Genomic DNA, 20,231 nt, shown 5'->3' on the forward strand with positions numbered 1-20,231 from the left:
GCTCTCATGGACGACCCCGTCATCGAGAAGGTCACCGTCCCCGAGGGCGGGTTCTGGCCCGCGCCCGAGATCGCGCGGCCGAACATCTACCCGATGGAGTGGCGGGTCGAGACCGACAAGCTCGCCGCCATCTACGAGAAGTCCAAGCGGGCCGTGTGGAACCCGGCCGACCTGCCCTGGGACGGGATCCGCCCGGAGGACTTCACGCCGGAGCAGCGGCTGGGGATCATGTACTGGTTCTCGGTGCTGGCCAACTTCGACGCCTCCGGGCCGGCGGTCTTCGCGCGCGCCACCGTCCACGCCTTCGAGCAGCACGAGGAGGACCCGGTCCGCAAGTGCTTCTTCTCGATCACCCGTGACGAGATGAACCACGAGGAGTGCTGCCAGCGCACGATCGCCAGGCTGTGGCCGGGCGGCCCGCTCGACTGGACGCCCCGTACCGAGCTGGAGAAGGCCGCGCACAACAACATCTCGTGGCTGTACTACAACGGCGGCCGGTACTGGCACGGCTACAACTCGGCGGTCGGCAAGTACCCGCTCGCCGTGCTGTTCACCAGCTTCATGATGGGCGAGATGGCCGCCTCCACGCTGTTCCGCGGCATGGCCTCAGGGACGCGGCATCCGGTGTTCGGCGAGATGTTCCAGCGGATCGGCCGGGACGAGTCGCGCCACCTGCAGATCTGCATGACGATCCTGGACAAGGAGTGGCCCGGCCTCACCGAGGAGGTCAAGGAGCAGATCACCAGGCAGCTGCGCGCCGGGTTCGTCTTCCTGTCGATGATCCTCTGGGAGCCTCCCGAGGGCTTCTGGGACCTGCCGCCCTACTTCCTGGCCAACCACCGGGTGCTGATGGACCACGCCCGGGACGCGGGCCTGGGCGTGCTGTCGTTCGAGGAGCAGGCCGAGAACTGGAGGGTGGCCATCGCCCGGGTCCGCGCGATCGTGGAGCGCTGGGGCATCCCGTTCCCGGCCATCCCCGAGCTGGACATGTCGGGCGTCGAGGTGGAGTTCATCGACCCCGAGGACATCATCCCGGTGTTCTGAGGCGGGCGCCGGATGCCCGGTCGGTCCCAGTTTTCGGCGATCATTGCCAAATGGCGCGGACTGTTTGGGTTGTCGGGATCGCTCGGAAGGCCGGCTGGGTGGCGGCGTACGGGCTCGGGCTCGCCGCGCTGCTGCTCGCCGGGGTCTGGGTGTGGTGGCAGCCGGAGCCCGAGGCCCGCGGCACGTCCACCAACGCGCTCTGGGCACGGCACCAGTGGGTGGGGGAGGAGCACGGTGAGGAGGAGTACCGCGCCCTCGGGCGGTTGCTGCGCGAGAACCGGATCACCGACGTCTTCTTCCACGCCGGGCCGTTCGAGGCCGACGGGACCGTCCCGCCCGCCAAGTACCGCAACGCGCGCCGGCTGATCGAGGCGATGCGCGAGCACGCGCCCGGCGTGCGCGCCCAGGCCTACCTCGGCCAGATCCGGAAGGTCGACGGGTACGGGATCACCGATCTCGACGACCCGGCCGTCCGCGGGCGGGTGCTGCGCACCGACGAGATCTTCCTGGATCTCGGCTTCGACGGGATCCACTACGACTTCGAGCCGATCTACCCCGACGACGCCGCGTTCCTGGAACTCCTGGAGCGGACGAGGGAGCTGACCCGCTCGCGCGGGCGGCTGCTGTCGGTGGCGGTCGAGCAGCTCACCCTCGTGGACGGGGCCCAGCCGCTCTACAAGGCGTTCATCCCTCGCGGGTGGGGGCGCTTCCACTACCCGCCGCGGCCGACCGAGGACTTCCTGCGCGCCGTCGCCGACCGCGCCGACCAGGTCGCCATCATGACCTACGACGTCTCGCTGCCGACGCGTTCGTTGGCGGGCCGGCACTTCGCCTGGCACACCGAGCGGACCCTGCGCCTCATCGGTGACCGCACCACGGTCTTCCTCGGGGTGCCCACCTACCGGCCGCAGATGGGCTGGGCGGAGGACCTCTCCGGCGCGCTGCGGGGGGTCCGCAGGGGGCTGGACGCGCTCGATCGCCCCCCGGCACGTCCCTACGGTGTCGGTATATACGCCGAATGGACGACCCTACCCGCGGAATGGGCGCTATATCGCGGTATGTGGCTTCCGCGAAGGTCAGCATAGTTTGGCGTTCGCGGCACCCGGCTTGTCACGTTCCTACTTTTGTGTTCCCGCAGGTCGAATCATTGTTGTAGAGGAGGCAAGGGCGGGTACGCCCCCGGACGCACGATCGGCAGGCGGAAGATCCAGGAATGGGGTGCGAGGCCGATGGACGTCGAGAGGACCGCGTGGCACGAGTCCGAAAGCAAGCTGACGGAATTGTCGGCAGAGTTCGCCGGGTGGCGGATCGGTCTCGGCGGTTCGGGCCACTGGTGGGCGGTACGGGGCAACGAGCTCGTGCGCACCCCCGACGTCGACGAGCTGCGTGCGCGCCTGCACGAGCTCAGCGACACCCGCTGACCGGGCCGGCTCCGGAGAGCCGCCACGGGAGCGTTCCAGTGACCCGCCGCCCGGGGTCCTCGCGCAGCTCCGGCCCCCTTGGCACGCGTTATCCAACCGAGTCCGGGACGTAGCCGGACCGACCCCGTAACGCGGCGTTCGCGTGCCACGATGTCGAAGAAGAAGCCGCCCGCCACACGTACCCCCGAGCGTGTGGGGGGCGGCTTCTTCCTTTGTGCCCGATATCGGGCGGCTGTGTGGGACCTGCGGGTCCACGCCGACCCCGCGGAGCGGTACCGTTCGATGCATGGCACCCAGCACAACAAGCGGCGCTCCCTTCGGGAGGATGCTGACCGCGATGGTCACGCCGTTCCGGCCCGACGGCGGGGTCGACTACGACGGAGCCGCGCGCCTGGCGACCTACCTGGTCGACGAGCAGCGCCACGACGGCCTCGTCGTCAACGGGACGACCGGAGAGTCGCCGACGACGAGCGACGCCGAGAAAGACCGGCTGCTGCGCACGGTGATCGACGCGGTCGGGGACCGGGCGGTCGTGGTCGCCGGTGCCGGCACCAACGACACCGCGCACAGCCGAGCGCTCGCGCGGGCGGCCGAGGAGGCCGGCGCGGACGGCCTGCTGGTCGTCACCCCGTACTACAACAAGCCCCCGCAGGAGGGGCTGCTGCTGCACTTCACCGAGGTCGCCGACGCGACCGGCCTGCCGGCGATGCTGTACGACATCCCCGGCCGGTCCGGAGTGCCGATCCTCACCGAGACGCTGATCAGGCTGGCCGAGCACCCGCGCATCGTCGCGGTCAAGGACGCCAAGGCCGACCTGTTCGCGGGCTCGCTGGTGATGGGCGCCACCGACCTGGCGTTCTACTCCGGCGACGACGCGCTGAACCTGCCCTGGCTGTCGGTCGGGGCGTGCGGGTTCGTCAGCGTCGTGGGCCATGTCGTGGGAGCCGATCTGCATGAGATGATCGACGCGTACCTCGCCGGCGATCCCGAGCGCGCGCTGGAGATCCACCGCCGGCTGCTGCCCGTGGTCGCCGCGATCATGACCCGTACGCAGGGTGCCATCGCCGTCAAGGCCGCGCTGAACCTGCTGGGGCTGCCCGGCGGCACCGTGCGCGCGCCGCTGGTCGACGCCTCGCTGGAGTTCTCTGCGCGCCTGCGCGAAGACCTGACGATTGGGGGAGTCAAAGTGCCGGAGGTCACCATTCCGGAGGTCGCTCGGTGAGCCATCCGCATCCCGGGCTCCCGGCCCCGCCCGCGCTGCCCGAGCACGGCCTGCGCATCGTCGCGCTGGGCGGGCTCGGCGAGATCGGCCGCAACATGACCGTGTTCGAGCACGGCGGCCGGTTGCTGATCGTGGACTGCGGGGTGCTGTTCCCCGAGACCGAACAGCCGGGGATCGACCTGATCCTGCCCGACTTCGAGTACATCCGTGACCGGCTCGACCTGATCGACGCGGTCATCCTGACGCACGGCCACGAGGACCACATCGGTGCCGTCCCCTACCTGCTGCGCGAGCGTCCCGACATCCCGCTGGTCGGGTCGCGGCTGACGCTGGCGCTGCTGGAGGCCAAGCTCACCGAGCACCGGATCAGGCCGGTGACCCGCGAGGTCAGCGAGGGCCAGCGGGTGCGGTTCGGCCCGTTCGACTGCGAGTTCCTGGCGGTCAACCACTCCATTCCCGACGCGCTGGCGGTGGCGATCCGCACCCCGGCCGGGCTGGTGCTGGCCACCGGTGACTTCAAGATGGACCAGCTCCCGCTGGACGGCCGGCTGACCGACCTGGGCGGGTTCGCCCGCCTCGGCGCCGAGGGCATCGACCTGCTGCTGTCGGACTCCACCAACGCCGAGGTCCCCGGCTTCGTCACCAGCGAGCGCAGCATCGGCCCGGTGGTCGACGAGGTGTTCGCCACCGCCCAGGAACGCATCATCGTCGCCTGCTTCGCCTCGCACATCCACCGGGTGCAGCAGGTCCTGGACGCCGCCGTGGCCTGCGGGCGCAGGGTCTGCTTCATCGGCCGGTCCATGGTGCGCAACATGGGCGTCGCGCGCGAGCTGGGCTACCTGCGGGTGCCCGACGGCGTCATGGTCGAGCCCAAGCAGCTCGACGACGTGCCGCCCGACCGCCTGGTCCTGGTCTGCACCGGCTCGCAGGGCGAGCCGATGTCGGCGCTGTCGCGGATGGCCGGCCGCGACCACCAGATCCGCATCACCGAGCGCGACACGGTCATGCTGGCCTCCTCGCTGATCCCGGGCAACGAGACCGCGGTCAACCGGGTCATCAACGGGCTCACCCGCTGGGGCGCCCGCGTCGTGCACAAGGGCAACGCGCTGGTGCACGTGTCCGGGCACGCGTCGGCGGGCGAGCTGCTGTACGTGCTCAACATGACCCGGCCGGGCAACTTCATGCCCATCCACGGCGAGTGGCGGCACCTCCGGGCGCACGCCAAGCTGGCCGCCCTCACCGGCGTCCCCGAGGACAACATCGTGATCGCCGAGGACGGCGTCGTGGTCGACCTCGTGGACGGCCACGCGTCGATCGTGGGCGCGGTCCCGGCCGGCTACGTCTACGTCGACGGCCTGTCGGTCGGCGAGGTCACCGAGACCTCGCTCAAGGACCGCCGGATCCTGGGCGAGGAGGGCTTCGTCTCCATCGTGGTCGGCGTCGACTCGACCTCCGGCAAGGTGGTGGCGGGCCCGGAGATCCACGCCCGCGGCGCCGGGATCGCCAACGAGGACTTCGACCAGATCATCGAGCGGCTGGAGGCCGTGCTGCAGGACGCCGCCACCAGCGGCGCCGCCGACCTCCACCAGATGAACCAGGTGGTGCGCCGGACCGTCGGCAAGTGGGTCAACGACAACTACCGCCGCCGCCCGATGATCATCCCGGTCGTGGTCGAGGTCTGAGCCGCCCGAAACGCCCGCCGCCGCAACACGCCCGGCGGCGGGCGGGTTGACCGGGACGCGCCGGATCCTTGGTTACTCTCGTCACCATGGCCACACGTGCGTCCGGGGGAGCCAAGGCGTCCTCGCGTACCCGGGCCGGCGCCGGTGGTGCCCGCAGACCGGCGGGCTCGGCCCCCCGCAAGCGTCCGAGCGGTGGCGCGAAGGGCGGCGGAGGCCGCGGCTCCGGAAAGGGGCGTCCCCCGCAGAGACCCGACCCGTTCACCCAGCTGTTCGTCGGGCTCTTCAAGCTGATCTTCAAGCTCTACCATCTGGCCGCGGTGACGGTCGGGTCGGTCTTCCGCGCGTACGGGCGCGGCGCCCGCGGCCTGGACGCCGAGCACCAGCGCGACGGCCTCGGCCTGGCGCTGCTGGGCGCCGCGATCGTGCTGGCCTCGGTCACCTGGTGGCGGCCCGAGGGCGTGGTCACCGTCGCGCTGGAGCAGGTGGTGCGCGGCGGCATCGGCAAGCTGGCGATGGTCCTGCCGGTGCTCCTGGCCGTGCTGGCCTGGCGGACGCTGCGGCATCCCGAGCAGAGCGAGGACACCGGCCGCATCGTCATCGGGACGACCGCGCTCGCGGTGGGCGTGCTGGGCATCGTGCACATCGCCGCCGGGGGTCCCGCCCCCGCCCAGGACATGGCGGCGGTGCGCCGGGCCGGCGGCGTGATCGGCTGGCTGTCGTCGGCGCCGCTGGACACCGCGCTGAGCGGCTGGGTGGCGGTGCCGCTGCTGCTCCTGCTGTCGGGCTTCGGGCTGCTGGTGGTCACCGCGACGCCGATCAACCGCGTCCCCGAACGGCTCTCCGACCTCTGGGCCGTGGCCACCCTCCAGGGACGGCACGGACGGACGGAGGGAGGCCGCGCGGCGGCCGGGGACGGGCAGGAGGGCCCGGCCCGTCCGAAGCGGCGCCGCAAGCCCGCCGCCGGCCGGGCCGGCGAGGAGGGCGAGGCCGGCGAGGGCGAGCTGGAGGTGGGCGAGCACTCCAAGCCGTACGACACCCCGGTTCTGGAGGACGCGCCGAAGAAGCGCCGCGGCGGCAAGGGCGGCGGCGACCTGGCCGACGACATCTTCGAGCCCGACCCGTTCGGCGCCGCGCCGCCGCCGGGGCCCGAGGCCGAGACGGTGGCCGCCCCGGTGGACGGCCCGCCCGTCCCGGTGCCCGACCCGGGCGATCCGGAGATCCCGCCGGCTCCGGACATCCCCGACCCGACCCCGGCGCCGCGCCGCGTGGAGCAGCTGCCGCTGTCGTCGTCCGGCGAGATCTACGAGCTGCCCGACCCGGCCGCGCTGCGGCCCGGCAGCGTCGCCAAGCCGCGCACCAAGGCCAACGACACCGTCGTCAACGCGCTGACCGGGGTGCTGGAGCAGTTCGACATCGACGCGCAGGTCACCGGGTTCACCCGGGGGCCGACGATCACCCGGTACGAGATCGAGCTGGGCCCGGCGGTCAAGGTCGAGAAGGTCACCGCGCTCACCAAGAACATCGCCTACGCGGTGAAGAGCGCCGACGTGCGGATCATCTCCCCGATCCCCGGCAAGTCGGCCATCGGGGTGGAGATCCCCAACGTCGACAAGGACATCGTCAGCCTGGGCGACGTGCTGCGCTCGCCGGCCGCGACCAACGAGCACCATCCGATGATCGTCGGGCTGGGCAAGGACGTCGAGGGCCGCACGGTGGTCGCCAACCTGGCGAAGATGCCGCACATCCTCATCGCGGGCGCCACCGGCGCGGGCAAGTCCACCTGCATCAACGGCCTGATCACCTCGGTGCTGATGCGGGCCACCCCCGACGAGGTCCGGATGATCCTGGTCGACCCCAAGCGGGTCGAGCTGACGATGTACCAGGGCATCCCGCACCTCATCACGCCGATCATCACCAACCCCAAGAAGGCCGCCGAGGCCCTGGACTGGGTGGTCGGCGAGATGGACCGCCGCTACGACGACCTGGCCGCCTCCGGGTTCCGCCACATCGACGACTTCAACAAGGCGGTGCGGGCGGGCAAGCTCACCGCGCCGCCCGGCAGCGAGCGCGTCTACACCCCCTACCCCTACATGCTGGTGATCGTGGACGAGCTGGCCGACCTGATGATGGTCGCGCCGCGCGACGTGGAGGACTCGGTCGTCCGCATCACCCAGCTGGCCCGTGCCGCCGGCATCCACCTGGTGCTGGCCACCCAGCGGCCCAGCGTGGACGTGGTGACCGGCCTGATCAAGGCGAACGTGCCGTCCCGCCTGGCGTTCGCCACCTCCTCGCTGGCCGACAGCCGGGTCATCCTCGACCAGCCGGGGGCGGAGAAGCTGGTCGGGCAGGGCGACGCGCTGTTCCTGCCGATGGGAGCCAGCAAGCCGATGCGGCTCCAGAACGCCTACGTGGCGGAGAAGGAGATCCATCAGGTCGTCGACCACTGCAAGGCGCAGATGCAGGCGGTCTACCGCGAGGACGTCACCGACGCCGCCGGCCCGAAGAAGGAGATCGACGAGGACATCGGCGACGACATGGACCTGCTGGTCCAGGCGATCGAGCTGGTGGTCAGCACCCAGTTCGGCTCGACCTCGATGCTCCAGCGCAAGCTGCGGGTCGGGTTCGCCAAGGCCGGGCGGCTGATGGACCTGATGGAGAGCCGCGGCATCGTGGGTCCCAGCGAGGGATCCAAGGCGCGCGACGTCCTCACCAAGCCCGACGACCTGCCCGGCGTGCTGGCCGGGCTGCGCGGCGGTGAAGCCGGGAACTGACCCGACCGGCGCGCCGCCACGGCGATCTTGAAGCCGTTCCGCGATGATCTCGGAATGGCGCACCGACCGGCATGGCGGAATGATGCGAAATCTTGCCCTCTATCCAACGTGTTGCCGCTCGCTCAGTGGGCATTGCCGTTCCTAGACTGGTGTCGCTGAGTGTGGGTTTCGGTCAGGCGCGCTCTAAGGGAGGCCCGGCGTGAGCATCGGTGAGACCTTGGCGAGCGAGCGCAAGCGGGCCGGTCTCACGCTCACGCAGGTGAGCCTGCAGACCCGGATCCGCGAGTCCGTGATCCGCGCGATGGAGCAGGACGACTTCAGCACCTGCGGCGGCAATTTCTACGCGCGCGGGCACATCCGCAGCGTCGCGCGGGTGATCGGTGTCGATCCCGAACCCCTGGTCCGCGAGTACGACGACGCGCACGGCGGCGCCCCCATGCCCCTTTCGGCGGTGGCGGCGTTCGAGCCGGAGCAGGCGGTGGCGTTCCGCGAGCGCCGTTCCCCGAACTGGAGCGCCGCGATGGCGCTGGCGCTGGCGTTCGTGGTGATCTACGGGGTCGTCCAGGTCGTCGGCAGCGGCGACCGCGAGCAGCGCACCGCCCGCCAGGTCGCCGACCCGCAGCGGCCGGGCGCGTCCGCTCCCGCGGCCTCGCCCACGCCCGGCGCGGCCTCGCCCAAGGCCGACGACCCGGTCGCGATCGCGCCGCGCAAGAAGGTGGAGGTGCGGATCAAGGTCCGCCGCGCCACCTGGGTCAACATCCGCGGCGCCAAGGGAAGGCAGCTGTTCAGCGGCATGCTCCGCGCCGGGGACGTCAAGGAGTGGACCGACCGCAAGAAGATCAGCGTGGTGATCGGCAACAGCGGCGGCGTCCGCCTCGTCGTCAACGGCGAGGACCTCGGCACGCCCGCCCGGGGCGGCGGCGTCTTCCGCATGACCTTCACCCCCGACGACCCCGATCCGGCCTGATCCCGCAGGTCCGGCGCGGCGGGGGCGCCACCGAAACGAGACCGATACCGCGAGGTGGCGGGCACTGGTCGGCTGAGGGGACGCAGACCATTACCGTTAGGGGCATGTCCACTCGCCGTACGGTCTCCCTCGTCACGCTCGGCTGCGCACGCAACGAGGTCGACTCCGAAGAGCTCGCAGCCCGGATGGAGGAGGCGGGCTGGGGCCTGTCCGACTCCGCCGACGACGCCGACGTGGTCGTGGTGAACACCTGCGGTTTCATCGACGCGGCGAAGAAGGACTCGATCGACACGCTGCTGGCCGCGCACGACTCCGGCGCCAAGGTGGTGGCGGCGGGCTGCCTCGCCGAACGGTACGGGGCGGAGCTGGCCGCCGAGCTGCCCGAGGCCGACGCCGTGCTGAGCTTCGACGACTACGCGGCCATCGGGGACCGCCTGGACGAGGTGATGGCCGGCCGCCGCCCCGCCGCCCACACCCCGCGCGACCGCCGTACCCTCCTGCCGATCAGCCCGGTGGAGCGGTCGGCCGGCGCGGTCGCGGTGCCCGGGCACGGCGCCCCGTCCGGCGAGCGGGCCGGGGACGAGCTGCCCGAGGGCGTGGCCCCGGCGTCGGGGCCGCGGGTGCTGCGGCGGAGGCTGGGCGGCGGCCCGGTCGCCCCGCTCAAGCTGGCCTCCGGCTGCGACCGGCGCTGCACGTTCTGCGCCATCCCCGCCTTCCGCGGCGCGTACGTCTCGCGGCCCCCGGCGGAGGTCCTGGAGGAGGCGCGCTGGCTCGCCGGGCACGGCGTGCGCGAGCTGGTGCTGGTGAGCGAGAACTCCACCTCCTACGGCAAGGACCTGGGCGACCTGCGCGCCCTGGAGAAGCTGCTGCCCGAGCTGGCCGCCGTCGAGGGGATCGACCGGGTGCGCGCCAGCTACCTGCAGCCCGCCGAGCTGCGGCCGGGCCTGATCGAGGTCCTGTGCTCCACCCCGGGGGTGGCGCCCTACTTCGACCTGTCCTTCCAGCACGCCAGCGGCCCGGTGCTGCGCTCGATGCGCCGGTTCGGGGACCGGGAGCGGTTCCTGGAGCTGCTGGACCGGATCCGGGCCCTGGCGCCGGAGGCGGGCGTGCGGTCCAACTTCATCGTCGGCTTCCCCGGCGAGACCGACGACGACCTGGACGAGCTGACCGCCTTCCTCACCGACGCCCGGCTGGACGCGATCGGTATCTTCGGGTACTCCGACGAGGACGGAACCGAGGCCGCGAAGCTGGACGGCAAGGTCGACCCCGGCGAGGTCGCCGCCCGGGTGGAGGACCTCACCGCGCTCGCCGAGGAGCTGACCCGGCAGCGCGCCGAGGAGCGGATCGGCACCGAGCTGGACGTCCTGCTGGAGGAGGAGACGCCGGACGGGGTCGAGGGCCGGGCCGCGCACCAGGCCCCGGAGGTCGACGGCACGGTCCTGGTCCGCGGCGACGGCCTGAAGCCGGGCGAGTTCGTCCGCGCCCGCGTCGCCGGCAGTGACGGGGTGGACCTCCTGGCGGACGTGACATGACGGCCGACACCGCGGGCTCCACGCCTCCTCAGGCCGGTATCTGGAACATCGCCAACATCCTGACGATGGCGCGGATCGCGCTGGTGCCGCTGCTGGTCTGGCTGCTGTTCCTGGAGGGCACCGGCTGGCGGCTGGCCGCCTTCGCGGTGTTCGCGGTCGCCTCGATCACCGACAAGATCGACGGTGATCTCGCGCGCAGGCGCAACCTGGTCACCGACTTCGGCAAGATCGCCGACCCGATCGCCGACAAGGCGCTCACCGGGGCCGCGCTGATCAGCCTGTCGGTGCTGGGCGAGCTGTGGTGGTGGGTCACCATCGCGATCCTGGTCCGCGAGATCGGGATCACCGTGCTGCGGTTCGTCGTCATCCGGTACGGGGTGATCCCGGCCAGCAAGGGCGGCAAGCTGAAGACGGTGCTGCAGGTGATCGCCATCGGGCTCTACATCCTGCCCGGCCCGCTCGACCCCCTCCGCTGGGCGGCGATGGGGGCGGCCCTCGTGGTCACGCTGGTGACCGGCCTGGACTACGTCGTGCAGGCGTGGCGCCTGCGGCACCAGGGCCGCGCGGCGGCGGGCTGACGCATGGGAGGCGGCGAGGGGACCCCGGCGGAGGGCGCCGGCTCCGGCTTCACGTACGCGGAGGTGGGGGCCACCCGTGACGCCGACATCCCGGCCGGTTACCGGTGGCTGAGGACGCGCACCGAGATCGGCTCGGGACCCGAGGTCATGCGGAACGCCACGGACGCGCTCATGGAGTTCTGGATGTACCGGGCCCTTCCGGCGCGGGTGACGGCGTCCGCGCCCCGTGCCGCGGCCGGTGTCGCCGTCGAGCTCTCGCTGGGGCTGGGCCCGCTGCGCGTGGCGGCGCCGTGCCGCGTGGTGTGGGCCGAAGAGGGGGAACGGCGCGCGGGGTGGGCGTACGGGACGCTGCCCGGTCATCCCGCGTCGGGGGAGGAGTCCTTCGTGGTGCACATGGACGACTCGGGGGACGTGTGGTTCACCGTCACCGCCTTCAGCCGCCCGGCGAGCCGCCTGATGCGCGCGGCGGGGCCGCTGGCCCCGATGTTCCAGCGGGCGTACGCCCGCCGCTGCGGAGCGGTCCTGCGCAGGCTCTCGCGCCCCTGAACGTCCCGGGCGGTCCTGTGAACGTCCCGGGCGGTCCTGAACGTCCCGTCCGTGCCCGCCGGGCGGGTGCGCTGCGTCTCCGGTGTGGCGCGTTCTGGCCGTGCGCCTCCGGTGCGCCGTGTCTCCGGCGGGCCGGGCGCCTTCGGCCCGCCGGAGCCGGCCTCCGGCGTCACCGGGCGGTCGTGGCGAGATGACCGCACGGGGGAACGGGAGACCGCCGCGCTACCGGCTCGATCAGCCGTACGCGCCGCCCCAGATGGCGTTGCTGCCCGCCGGGCAGGTCATCCAGAACTCGTTCCTGCCGGAGTAGATGCCGAAGATGTAGCGGTACCCGTTGGTGCAGTCGATGTAGGGACGGTACGCGCTGCCGTCGCAGATCTCGTGGAACGTGCGTCCGTTGCGCCAGCCGTCCCAGCAGCTCACCCACCGGGTCGCGGACTTGCCGGCGTGGGCGGCCTTGCCGCCCCGGGCCGCCTTGCTCCGCTTGGCCGCCGCGATGCCCCCGGTGCGGTTGGTGGTCTGCTCGACGGCGACCACCGGCGCGGACGCCGCCGCCCCCCGCCAGGTGACGAGCGTGGCGGGCTCGCCGGTGGTGCGCGGCGGGGTCGTGGCGGTGACCGCGGCGGGCGCGGACGCCCCGGTCGTGGCGGCGGGGGCGGCGGGGGCGGCCAGGGTGAGGCCGGCTCCGGCCGCGATCCCGACGATGCCCAGGGTGGTACGAAGTTTCATGTTCGTGACCTTTCCGTTCTTGCGCGAACGGCGACCCATGGCCGTCCGGTGCGCAGTGGATTGCCGAGCAGAACGTATCAAGAGTGCACCATGGAATCCGTGATTGGCCATTGTTTATTTTCGGTGGAAGTGGGATCGGTGATTTCTGGTGATAATTTTGGCGAGCGCTGTTCGGTGTGGCTTTCCCGCATCGCTGGGGGTTCGGCGCGTCTCGGTGCCCCGTGTCGCCGCTGTCATGCTTTGACCTGCGGGTTTGGGGCTCGGACTCGCTGGGTCCCCGGCTCGTTCCGGGCATGATCCATGGTGCCTGCCGCGTTGATCCGGCTATTTCTCGATACTGTCGGGGCCGCACTTGTCCAGGCCGTGACGTGGAGTGAATTGATCACTGCGGCCGGGTGTCCGATTTCATCGGAGTGGGTTTGTTTCAGCAAGAATCCGGGGCGATTGAATGATCGATCTTGGGGTGGATCGGTTACCCTTTTCCTGGCTTGACCCGGGCCCGGTGCGGCCGGGGCGCCGGGCCGGCCGCACCCGTCTCCCGCAGGGCCGTGAACCGCCGCGGCGCGTCCGGCCAATACGGGGTGTGGCGAGAAGACGAGGGACTGGGCAGGCCATGGCGACCGACCCGACACGAGCCGAACCCGAAGGCGCCGACCGCGGACTCACCGAACCCGGACGCACCGAACCCGGAGGCGCGGGACCCGAAGGCCCCGAACCCCAAGGCACCGGACGCACCGGCCGCGAGCCCGAAGGCCCCGGACGCATCGACCCCGGCGGCGACCTCGACGACGGGCGGCTGATCGAGCGCTCGCTGCGGGAGCCGGAGCGGTTCGCCGTGCTCTTCGACCGGTACGCCGACCGGGTCCACCGCTACCTGGTCCGCCGGGTGGGCCCGGCGGAGGCCGACGATCTGGTCTCCGGCACCTTCCTCACGGCGTTCGAGCAGCGCGGCGGGTTCGACACCGCGCGGGCGGGCTGCGGGGCGCTGCCATGGCTCCTGGGCATCGCGACCAACCTGGTGCGCGGCCACCGCCGGGCCGAGGCCCGGCGCTGGAAGGCGCTGGCGCGCACGCGGCCGGACGAGGCCGAGACGTCCCCGGCCGAGCGGGTGGTCGCCCGGCTGGACGCGACCGAGGCCGCCCGTCCCCTGACCGCCGCGCTGAAGGCCATGCCGCCCGGTGACCGCGACTGCCTCCTGCTGTTCGCCTGGGCGGACCTCACCTACACCGAGATCGCCGCCGCCCTCGACATCCCGGTCGGCACCGTGCGGTCCCGGATCCACCGCGCCCGCGGCCGGCTCCGCGCGCACCTGCGGCTCCCGGACGGGGGCCCGCACGAGGACTCGGACGGCATCCCCATCGCAGAACGGAGTGACCACCGTGAATGAGATCGACCTGCTCGCCCGGCTCGGCGGCGAGGTGCCGCCGATGCCGGACCGGGCGCGGGAGGATGCCCGGCTCGCGCTCATGGAGCGGGCCCGCGCCGAGCGCGCCGGCCGGACGGCGGTGCCCGCGGGCGCCGCGGAGGGGGGACCGGTACGTCCCCTGGCGTGGATCCAGAGGGGGCACGCCAGGGGACCCGGCCGGGCCCGCGGCCGGCGCCGCCCGCTGAGGACGGGGGCCGCCGCCGCGCTGGCCGCCGCCGCGGCCGTCACCGCCGCGGTCGCCGTGCCCTGGGGGCAGGACGCGCCCGCCTACGCCGTCGAGAAGAGGCCCGACGGATCCGTCGAGATCCGGATCAGGGAGTTCCTGGAGCCCCGGAGCCTGCAGGCGAGCCTGCGCGAGGCGGGGATCCCGGCGGTGGTGGACTACCTGCCCGACGGGCGGGTGTGCCGCGGGCCGCGCGGCGCCGCCGTCCCGCCGCACGAGGCCCCTCGCCTCGTCCGGGAACCGCTGGCCAAGGACGAGCCGGGCACCCTCCTGCGCATCGCCCCGGGACGACTCCGGCCCGGCCAGTCCCTGGTCCTCACGGCCACCTTCGACCGGAACGATCCGTCCCGCGCGGCGGGCGTGGCGATGCAGGTCGTCCGCGGCCCGGTCCGGGGCTGCGACCCCCGGCCGATCGACGGCCCCGACCGTGTCCCGCTCCCCGGCGAGGGCGGCTCGCCCGCCGTTCCCGCCCGGCCCGGCGGGACCGGAGCCCCGTGACCCGGCCCCTGACCCGGCCCCTGACCGGGGCCGTGACCGGGGCCCGTGACCGGGACCGGGACGCCGCGATCGAGACCGGCCGTCCGACGATCCGGTGATCCACCGGTCCCAGGCGATCCCGCGCGCCACCGTGCGCGCGGGATCGTCGCCGTCCCGCCTCCTCCCCGTCCCGGCGGCTGCCGTACATTCGGACCGGCGGTCACGTGAGGAGGACGCGGTGCGGGTCGAACTGGTCACCGTCGGGGACGAGCTGCTGCTCGGCGACACGGTCAACGGGAACGCGGCCTGGATAGGGCAGCGGCTGGCCGAGCACGGCCTGGAGGTCACCCGCAGCGTGGTGGTGGGCGACGAGCTCGGCGCCATCATCGGCGCGGTGACCGAGGCGCTGGGACGGGCGGACGCCGTCATCACCACCGGCGGCCTCGGCCCGACCTACGACGATCTGACCCGGGACGCGCTGGCCGCCGCCGCCGGGGTCGAGCTGGTGCGGGACCCCGCCCTGGAACGGCGGCTGCGGGAGCGGGTGGCGGCCGCCGGGCGGGAGCTGCAGCCCATGGCGCTGCGCATGGCCGACGTCCCCGAGGGCGCCGGGGTGCTCGGCAACTCCGCCGGCAGCGCGGCCGGGCTGCGGGTCGAGCTGGCCGGGGGCGTGGTGTACGCGCTGCCGGGCGTCCCGTTCGAGATGCGCACCATGATCGATGAGGTGGTGCTGCCCGAGCTGGCGGGCGAGACCCGCGTCGCGCGGCTCACGCTGCGGACCGCCGGGCTCTGGGAGTCGGTGGTCGCCACCGGCCTCGCCCCGGTGGAGGCCATGGACGGGATCAGGCTGGCCTACCTGCCGGACCCCGCCGAGGTGAAGATCCGGATCACCGCGAGCGGGCCGGACGCCCCGCGGCGCCTGGAGGAGGCCGAGCGCGCCTGCAGGGAGCTGCTGGGGGACGCGGTCTACGGCGCCGGCGACCAGACCCTCGACCGGGTGATCCACCGGCTGCTGGGGGAGCGGTCGGCGACCGTGGCCACGGCCGAGTCCCTCACCGGCGGCCTGATCGGCGCCGAGCTGACCCGCATGCCCGGATCGTCGGCGACCTATGCCGGGGGAATGGTCGCCTATGCCACCGCGTTGAAGGAGGAGTTGCTCGGTGTTCCGGGGCAGGTCCTCAAGGAGCACGGAGCCGTTCATCCGGACGTCGCGAGGGCGATGGCCGCGGGGGTACGGGAACGTGTCGGGGCGACCTATGGGGTCGCGGTGACAGGTGTGGCCGGACCCGAACCGCAGGACGGCCGGCCGGTCGGAACGATTTTCGTCGGAGTGGCCGGACCCGAGGGCGAACCGAAAGTGATCAGACCGCTCCTCCCCGTGCCCGGCACCGGCGCGGAGATCCGCGGCGTGATCCGCAGGATGACTGTCGTACACGCGCTTGAGCAGCTACGACGCGTGATTCTGGGGCTCGATGCCGGACCCGGGGGCGAGGCGGTCCCGTAAAGATCTGGAAGAGCTTGACTGATTACAGCGTTACGTTTCGAGCGAACACGAAATCTGCGGTCTGCCACGCCCACGTCGAAGGCGGGTACGGTGGAACCCAAGATGGTCCGAACTGAGGGAGGGAGCGAGACGATGGTCCTGCTTCGCCAGCTGCTCGGTGATGTACTGCGGCAGCTGCGGCTGCGCCAGGGACGCACCCTCCGTGAGGTGTCCGCCGCGGCACGGGTCTCCCTCGGTTATCTCTCCGAGGTCGAACGGGGACAGAAAGAGGCTTCTTCGGAGCTGCTCTCCTCGATCTGCAAAGCACTCGGAGTGCCGCTCTCGCACGTCCTGCGGGAGGTCGCCGACCAGCTCGCCCTGGCCGAGCTGCAGCACGAGCCCGTCATGGCCGGCGCGCCCGAGCACGAGCGCATCCCGGCCGAGAGCATCCCGGCCACGCCGGAGGGCATCACCGGCGAGTTCCGCGCCGACATGGTCGCCGCCTGACCCGCGCGTGACCCGCGTCTGACCGGAGGTTCTCCGGTGCCCGGCCCACGCCCCGCGTGTGGGCCGGTTCACGCGTGAAAGCGGCATGACCGGGGAGGGTTCCGTGTTGTAACCAACGACTGGAGCGACGTGGAAGGAGTCCCGACATGACGGCGGTCAAGAGCCCGTTGACGGAAGCGGCACAGAAGACCACGGGCGAGGCCCTGCAGGGCGCGCTCGTCGACCTGATCGACCTCGGCCTCCTGGGCAAGCAGGCCCACTGGAACCTCACCGGACGCAACTTCAAGGTCGTGCACGAGCACCTCGACGAGGTGGTCGCCCTCGCCCGCCAGTACCAGGACGAGGTGGCCGAGCGGTCCGTGGCGCTCGGGGTCAACCCCGACGGCCGGGCCCGGACCATCGCGGACCGGACCACGATCCCTCAGCTGGAGGCCGGCTACCTGGCCGACGACAAGGTCGTGGCCGCGATCGCCGATGTGCTGGCCCAGCTGATCGAGAAGTTCCGCGACCGGATCGCGCTCACCGATCAGCCGGACCCGGTCACCCAGGACCTGTTCATCGCGATCACCGCGGCCCTGGAGAAGCAGCACTGGATGTTCCAGGCCCAGGTCTGACGGCACGGCGCGGGTCTTCCCTCACGGGCCCCGGTCCTCTCGCGAGAGGACCGGGGCCCGCGCCGTTCCCCGTGGCCCTTTCGCGGAACCGTGCCGCGTGCCCGTGCCGCGGAACCGTGCCGCGCCCTCCCGCGTCCAAGGGGGATGGGCTCGTATGTGAAGGGCGCGCTGCTGGCGGCGGGACTGGCCGTCCTCACCGCGTGCGGCAGCGACTCCGCCGGCACCGGCAAGCCGTGCACGCTGATCGGGACCAGGGAGGGGATCGGTCTCGACATCGCGGCCCCCTACGCGGCCAAGGTCGGCGAGGCCACGATGAAGATCTGCTGGAACGGTGCCTGCCGGGAGCCGAAGGTCCAGCTCATGGACTCGACCACCGCGGTGCCCGAGCCGTGCACGGGCGACGCCCCCGACGACGTCTGCGGCGCGTCCGCCTCGCCCGACGGCGGCAGGACCGGGTTCGCCGACGTGACCGGGCTGCCCACCAGTCCCGTCCAGGTGACCCTGACGCTGCGGGACGCCTCCGGCGAGCGGCTGCTGGCCAAGAGGCTCGACGTCACCCCGCACGCCACGTACCCCAACGGCAAGGACTGCGGGAAGGGCGCCCCGCAGGCCAAGCTCGCCGTCACCGGCGACGGCCGGGTCACCGTCCGCTCCTGACCGCCGCAGGAGGGCGAATGCGGGGGTTCCGGGGCTGTTCAGGCGGCCTTCGGCGTAGGCCCGATCGCCTCGACGACGGCGTCCCACTCCGGGGCGCGCGACATCCACCGGTTGACCGGCAGTTTCTTGCGCTTGCCGTCGGCCCTCACCAGGACGATCCGGTTCCCCTCCACGATGAGGGCGTCGCCGCCCGACCCGTGGAACGAGCGGCGGATGCCGATCGGGGCGATCACTTCGAGCGTCCGGGTGTGGGTGGTGTAGGTGAAGTAGGGGCGGCTGAGGAAGAGGGCGCCGAGCACGATGAACAGCACCCCGAGGATCAGGTTGATCACGGGGCCCTGGGCCAGCAGCCCGACCAGGAAGTTGAACACGCCGAGTGCGAGGAACGCCCACGCGACCGGTGGGTTGTACCGGACGGTCAGGGTGGTGCGGGGAGGGCGAGGCGGAGTGACCACGATCGGCTCCTTTCGTCCCCGGACATGATTGTTCAGGCGCCCGCGCGGTGGTGGTGACCGTGGTGGCCGGTTGCGGCCCTCTGACGGTCTCCGGGCCACCCTCCAGGGGCGACGTGCCGGTGCCCCGCGGCGCTAGGGCTTGCGGCCCATGCCGCAGAAGTGGGCCACCTCGGGCGGCTCACCGGACGCGTCCGGACCGGGGCGCCAGCGCGAGCACGAGACCACGCCCGGCTCCAGCAGCTCGACCCGGTCGAAGAAGGCGGCGATCCGCCGCGCGGAACGCGCCACGACCGGAGTGCCGCCCTGTTCGGTCACCTGGCGGGTGGCCTCGTGCATCGCCTCGCCGTCGACCTCGTCGCTGGTGTGGCTGATCGCCAGGTAGCTGCCGGACGGCACCGCCTCCAGCAGCCGGTGGACGATGCCGAGCGCCTCCCCGTCGTCCACGATGTGGTTCAGGACGCCCAGCAGCATGAGCGCGACCGGCCGGGTCAGGTCGAGGGTCCGGGACGCGGCGGCCAGCACGCCGTCGACGTCGCGGATGTCGGCGTCGACGTAGTCGGTGACGCCTTCCGGGGCGCGGCTGGTCAGCAGCGCGCGGGCGTGGGTCAGGACGAGCGGGTCGTTGTCGACGTAGACCACGCGGCACTCGGGCGCGACGCGCTGGGCGACCTCGTGGGTGTTGTCGGCGGTGGGCAGCCCGGTGCCCAGGTCCAGGAACTGGCGGATCCCTGCGTCCGCGGCCAGGTGCCGTACGGCGCGGCCGAGGAAGGCCCTGTCCTGGCGGGCGGACAGGGCGATGTCGGGCAGCAGTTCCTTGACCATCTCCCCGGCGTCGCGGTCGACCGGGTAATGGTCCTTGCCGCCCAGCCAGTAGTCCCAGATCCTCGCCGAGTGCGGCACGGTGCTGTCGATCGCTTCCATCAGATCTCGTCGCCCTCCATCGGTGGCGGACCCTCGCCGGGACCGGTCGTCCCGAAGATCATCCCTCTAGGGGAGGTTCCGGACGACGGTTTCGGCGAACTCGACCGCCGGCGGGCTGAGCGCGTCCCACCGGCGGGCCGCCCACCCCGCGACGAGCGGGGGCAGCCCGGGGATCGGGACCAGCCGGATCACGCTGCCGTGGCCGTAACTCCAGCCGGGAAGCGCCGGGAGGACGGCGTGGCCGAGGCCCAGCTCCGCCAGCAGCAGCGCGGTGTCCCAGTCGGCGACGCTCGCGGTGGACACGAGGCGGACGCCGAGCCGGTCGAGGCGTTCCTGCAGGTGCGCGCGGGACGTCGAGTTCCCCGGCAGGTCGATGTGGGAGATCCCGGCCAGGTCCTCGATCCTGACCGACTCGCGGTGCGCCAGCGGGTCGTCGGTCCGGACCGCCAGGACCCAGGGCAGCTCGCAGGCGGGCCGCTGCTCGATCCCGTCCGGCGGCGGGCCGATGGTCACCCAGGCCAGGTCCGCCTGGCGGGTCCGGACGGCCTCCAGGCAGCGCCCGCTGGAGTTGGCGGTCTCGAAGGCCAGCGCGACCCCGGGCCGCCGTTCGCGGAACGCCGCGACGCCCCGCGCCATGAAGTGCCGGACGGTGGTCGCGCCGGTGGCGATCCGGACCGTGCCGCCCGTGCCCCGGCGCATGTCGTCCAGCCGCCCGAGGGCCGTGGCCAGCCCGCCCAGGCCCTCCGCGGCGGCCCGGTAGAGGATCCGGCCGGCGCCGGTCGGCGCCACGCCGCGGGGCCGCCGCTCCAGCAGGACCAGGCCGGTCTCCCGTTCGAGCCGCTTGACGTGCTGGCTCACCGCGGACTGGCTGCACGCCATGTCCCGCGCGACGGCGCTCAGGTTCTCCGCCTCGCACACCGCCACGAACACGCGCAGGTCGTCCAAGGTCATGTGGTCGAAGGTATGCCTTGGGGAT

Annotated in this window: 20 protein-coding genes; 16 read left to right on the top strand and 4 right to left on the bottom strand. The window is 72.5% G+C overall.

What is annotated here, in order from left to right; translation table 11 throughout:
- Nucleotides 1-6: 6 nt before the first annotated feature.
- From IW256_RS10275 to IW256_RS10320, 10 genes are all read left to right on the top strand, one after another.
- A complete protein-coding gene (locus tag IW256_RS10275) occupies nucleotides 7-1,044 on the top strand; it encodes a hypothetical protein (RefSeq protein WP_231403728.1) in 1,038 nt (345 codons plus the stop codon).
- Nucleotides 1,045-1,094: 50 nt separating this feature from the next.
- The gene (locus IW256_RS10280; protein WP_197010735.1) at nucleotides 1,095-2,129 is read left to right on the top strand and encodes a glycoside hydrolase family 18 protein; all 1,035 of its coding nucleotides are present in this window, start codon (nucleotides 1,095-1,097) and stop codon (nucleotides 2,127-2,129) included.
- Nucleotides 2,130-2,273: 144 nt separating this feature from the next.
- Nucleotides 2,274-2,465, top strand: coding sequence for a hypothetical protein (locus tag IW256_RS10285; RefSeq protein ID WP_197010736.1), 192 nt, complete (start codon nucleotides 2,274-2,276; stop codon nucleotides 2,463-2,465).
- Between the two features lie 286 nt (nucleotides 2,466-2,751).
- Nucleotides 2,752-3,687 (top strand): 4-hydroxy-tetrahydrodipicolinate synthase, encoded by a 936-nt coding sequence (gene dapA, locus IW256_RS10290; protein WP_197010737.1) that lies wholly within the window; start codon nucleotides 2,752-2,754, stop codon nucleotides 3,685-3,687.
- Nucleotides 3,684-5,369 (top strand): ribonuclease J, encoded by a 1,686-nt coding sequence (locus IW256_RS10295; RefSeq protein ID WP_197010738.1) that lies wholly within the window; start codon nucleotides 3,684-3,686, stop codon nucleotides 5,367-5,369. The genes dapA and IW256_RS10295 overlap by 4 nt, the downstream gene beginning before the upstream one ends.
- Before the next feature lie 86 nt (nucleotides 5,370-5,455).
- On the top strand, nucleotides 5,456-8,140 hold the full coding sequence (locus tag IW256_RS10300) for a DNA translocase FtsK (RefSeq protein ID WP_197010739.1): 2,685 nt from the start codon (nucleotides 5,456-5,458) through the stop codon (nucleotides 8,138-8,140).
- 199 nt (nucleotides 8,141-8,339) lie between these two features.
- Nucleotides 8,340-9,107 (top strand): helix-turn-helix domain-containing protein, encoded by a 768-nt coding sequence (locus IW256_RS10305; protein WP_197010740.1) that lies wholly within the window; start codon nucleotides 8,340-8,342, stop codon nucleotides 9,105-9,107.
- Nucleotides 9,108-9,211: 104 nt separating this feature from the next.
- Nucleotides 9,212-10,639, top strand: coding sequence for a 30S ribosomal protein S12 methylthiotransferase RimO (rimO, locus tag IW256_RS10310; RefSeq protein ID WP_197010741.1), 1,428 nt, complete (start codon nucleotides 9,212-9,214; stop codon nucleotides 10,637-10,639).
- Nucleotides 10,636-11,217 carry a CDP-diacylglycerol--glycerol-3-phosphate 3-phosphatidyltransferase gene (gene pgsA / locus IW256_RS10315; protein ID WP_197010742.1) on the top strand — a complete coding sequence of 194 codons (582 nt, stop codon included), beginning with the start codon at nucleotides 10,636-10,638 and terminating at the stop codon, nucleotides 11,215-11,217. The genes rimO and pgsA overlap by 4 nt, the downstream gene beginning before the upstream one ends.
- Nucleotides 11,218-11,220: 3 nt before the next feature.
- Nucleotides 11,221-11,763, top strand: a complete 543-nt coding sequence (locus IW256_RS10320) for a DUF1990 family protein (RefSeq protein ID WP_197010743.1) — start codon at nucleotides 11,221-11,223, stop codon at nucleotides 11,761-11,763.
- Nucleotides 11,764-11,997: 234 nt separating this feature from the next.
- Here IW256_RS10320 and IW256_RS10325 read toward each other — a convergent pair whose 3' ends face one another.
- A complete protein-coding gene (locus IW256_RS10325) occupies nucleotides 11,998-12,492 on the bottom strand; it encodes a hypothetical protein (protein WP_197010744.1) in 495 nt (164 codons plus the stop codon).
- A 613-nt stretch (nucleotides 12,493-13,105) separates the two neighbouring features.
- Between IW256_RS10325 and IW256_RS10330 the strand changes: the two genes are divergently transcribed.
- The 6 genes from IW256_RS10330 to IW256_RS10355 all read left to right on the top strand — a co-directional run bounded on the left by IW256_RS10330 (nucleotide 13,106) and on the right by IW256_RS10355 (nucleotide 17,879).
- Nucleotides 13,106-13,879, top strand: a complete 774-nt coding sequence (locus IW256_RS10330) for an RNA polymerase sigma factor (RefSeq protein WP_197010745.1) — start codon at nucleotides 13,106-13,108, stop codon at nucleotides 13,877-13,879.
- Nucleotides 13,872-14,639: a hypothetical protein gene (locus IW256_RS10335; RefSeq protein ID WP_197010746.1), complete on the top strand. Its 768-nt coding sequence runs from the start codon at nucleotides 13,872-13,874 to the stop codon at nucleotides 14,637-14,639. The genes IW256_RS10330 and IW256_RS10335 overlap by 8 nt, the downstream gene beginning before the upstream one ends.
- A gap of 217 nt (nucleotides 14,640-14,856) precedes the next feature.
- Nucleotides 14,857-16,122: a CinA family nicotinamide mononucleotide deamidase-related protein gene (locus IW256_RS10340; RefSeq protein WP_197010747.1), complete on the top strand. Its 1,266-nt coding sequence runs from the start codon at nucleotides 14,857-14,859 to the stop codon at nucleotides 16,120-16,122.
- A 132-nt stretch (nucleotides 16,123-16,254) separates the two neighbouring features.
- Complete coding sequence (locus tag IW256_RS10345; RefSeq protein WP_197010748.1) at nucleotides 16,255-16,608, top strand: helix-turn-helix domain-containing protein; 354 nt, start codon at nucleotides 16,255-16,257, stop codon at nucleotides 16,606-16,608.
- A gap of 146 nt (nucleotides 16,609-16,754) precedes the next feature.
- Nucleotides 16,755-17,222: a Dps family protein gene (locus IW256_RS10350; RefSeq protein WP_197010749.1), complete on the top strand. Its 468-nt coding sequence runs from the start codon at nucleotides 16,755-16,757 to the stop codon at nucleotides 17,220-17,222.
- 144 nt (nucleotides 17,223-17,366) lie between these two features.
- Nucleotides 17,367-17,879 (top strand): hypothetical protein, encoded by a 513-nt coding sequence (locus IW256_RS10355; protein WP_197010750.1) that lies wholly within the window; start codon nucleotides 17,367-17,369, stop codon nucleotides 17,877-17,879.
- A gap of 38 nt (nucleotides 17,880-17,917) precedes the next feature.
- Here the strand turns inward: IW256_RS10355 and IW256_RS10360 are convergent, their stop codons facing one another.
- The 3 genes from IW256_RS10360 to IW256_RS42145 all read right to left on the bottom strand — a co-directional run bounded on the left by IW256_RS10360 (nucleotide 17,918) and on the right by IW256_RS42145 (nucleotide 20,206).
- The gene (locus IW256_RS10360; protein ID WP_197010751.1) at nucleotides 17,918-18,334 is read right to left on the bottom strand and encodes a hypothetical protein; all 417 of its coding nucleotides are present in this window, start codon (nucleotides 18,332-18,334) and stop codon (nucleotides 17,918-17,920) included.
- A 132-nt stretch (nucleotides 18,335-18,466) separates the two neighbouring features.
- Complete coding sequence (locus IW256_RS10365) at nucleotides 18,467-19,255, bottom strand: SAM-dependent methyltransferase (RefSeq protein ID WP_197010752.1); 789 nt, start codon at nucleotides 19,253-19,255, stop codon at nucleotides 18,467-18,469.
- 66 nt (nucleotides 19,256-19,321) lie between these two features.
- Nucleotides 19,322-20,206: a LysR family transcriptional regulator gene (locus IW256_RS42145; protein WP_197010753.1), complete on the bottom strand. Its 885-nt coding sequence runs from the start codon at nucleotides 20,204-20,206 to the stop codon at nucleotides 19,322-19,324.
- Nucleotides 20,207-20,231 lie beyond the last annotated feature (25 nt).

The organism is Actinomadura viridis (assembly GCF_015751755.1).
Classification (GTDB): domain Bacteria; phylum Actinomycetota; class Actinomycetes; order Streptosporangiales; family Streptosporangiaceae; genus Spirillospora; species Spirillospora viridis.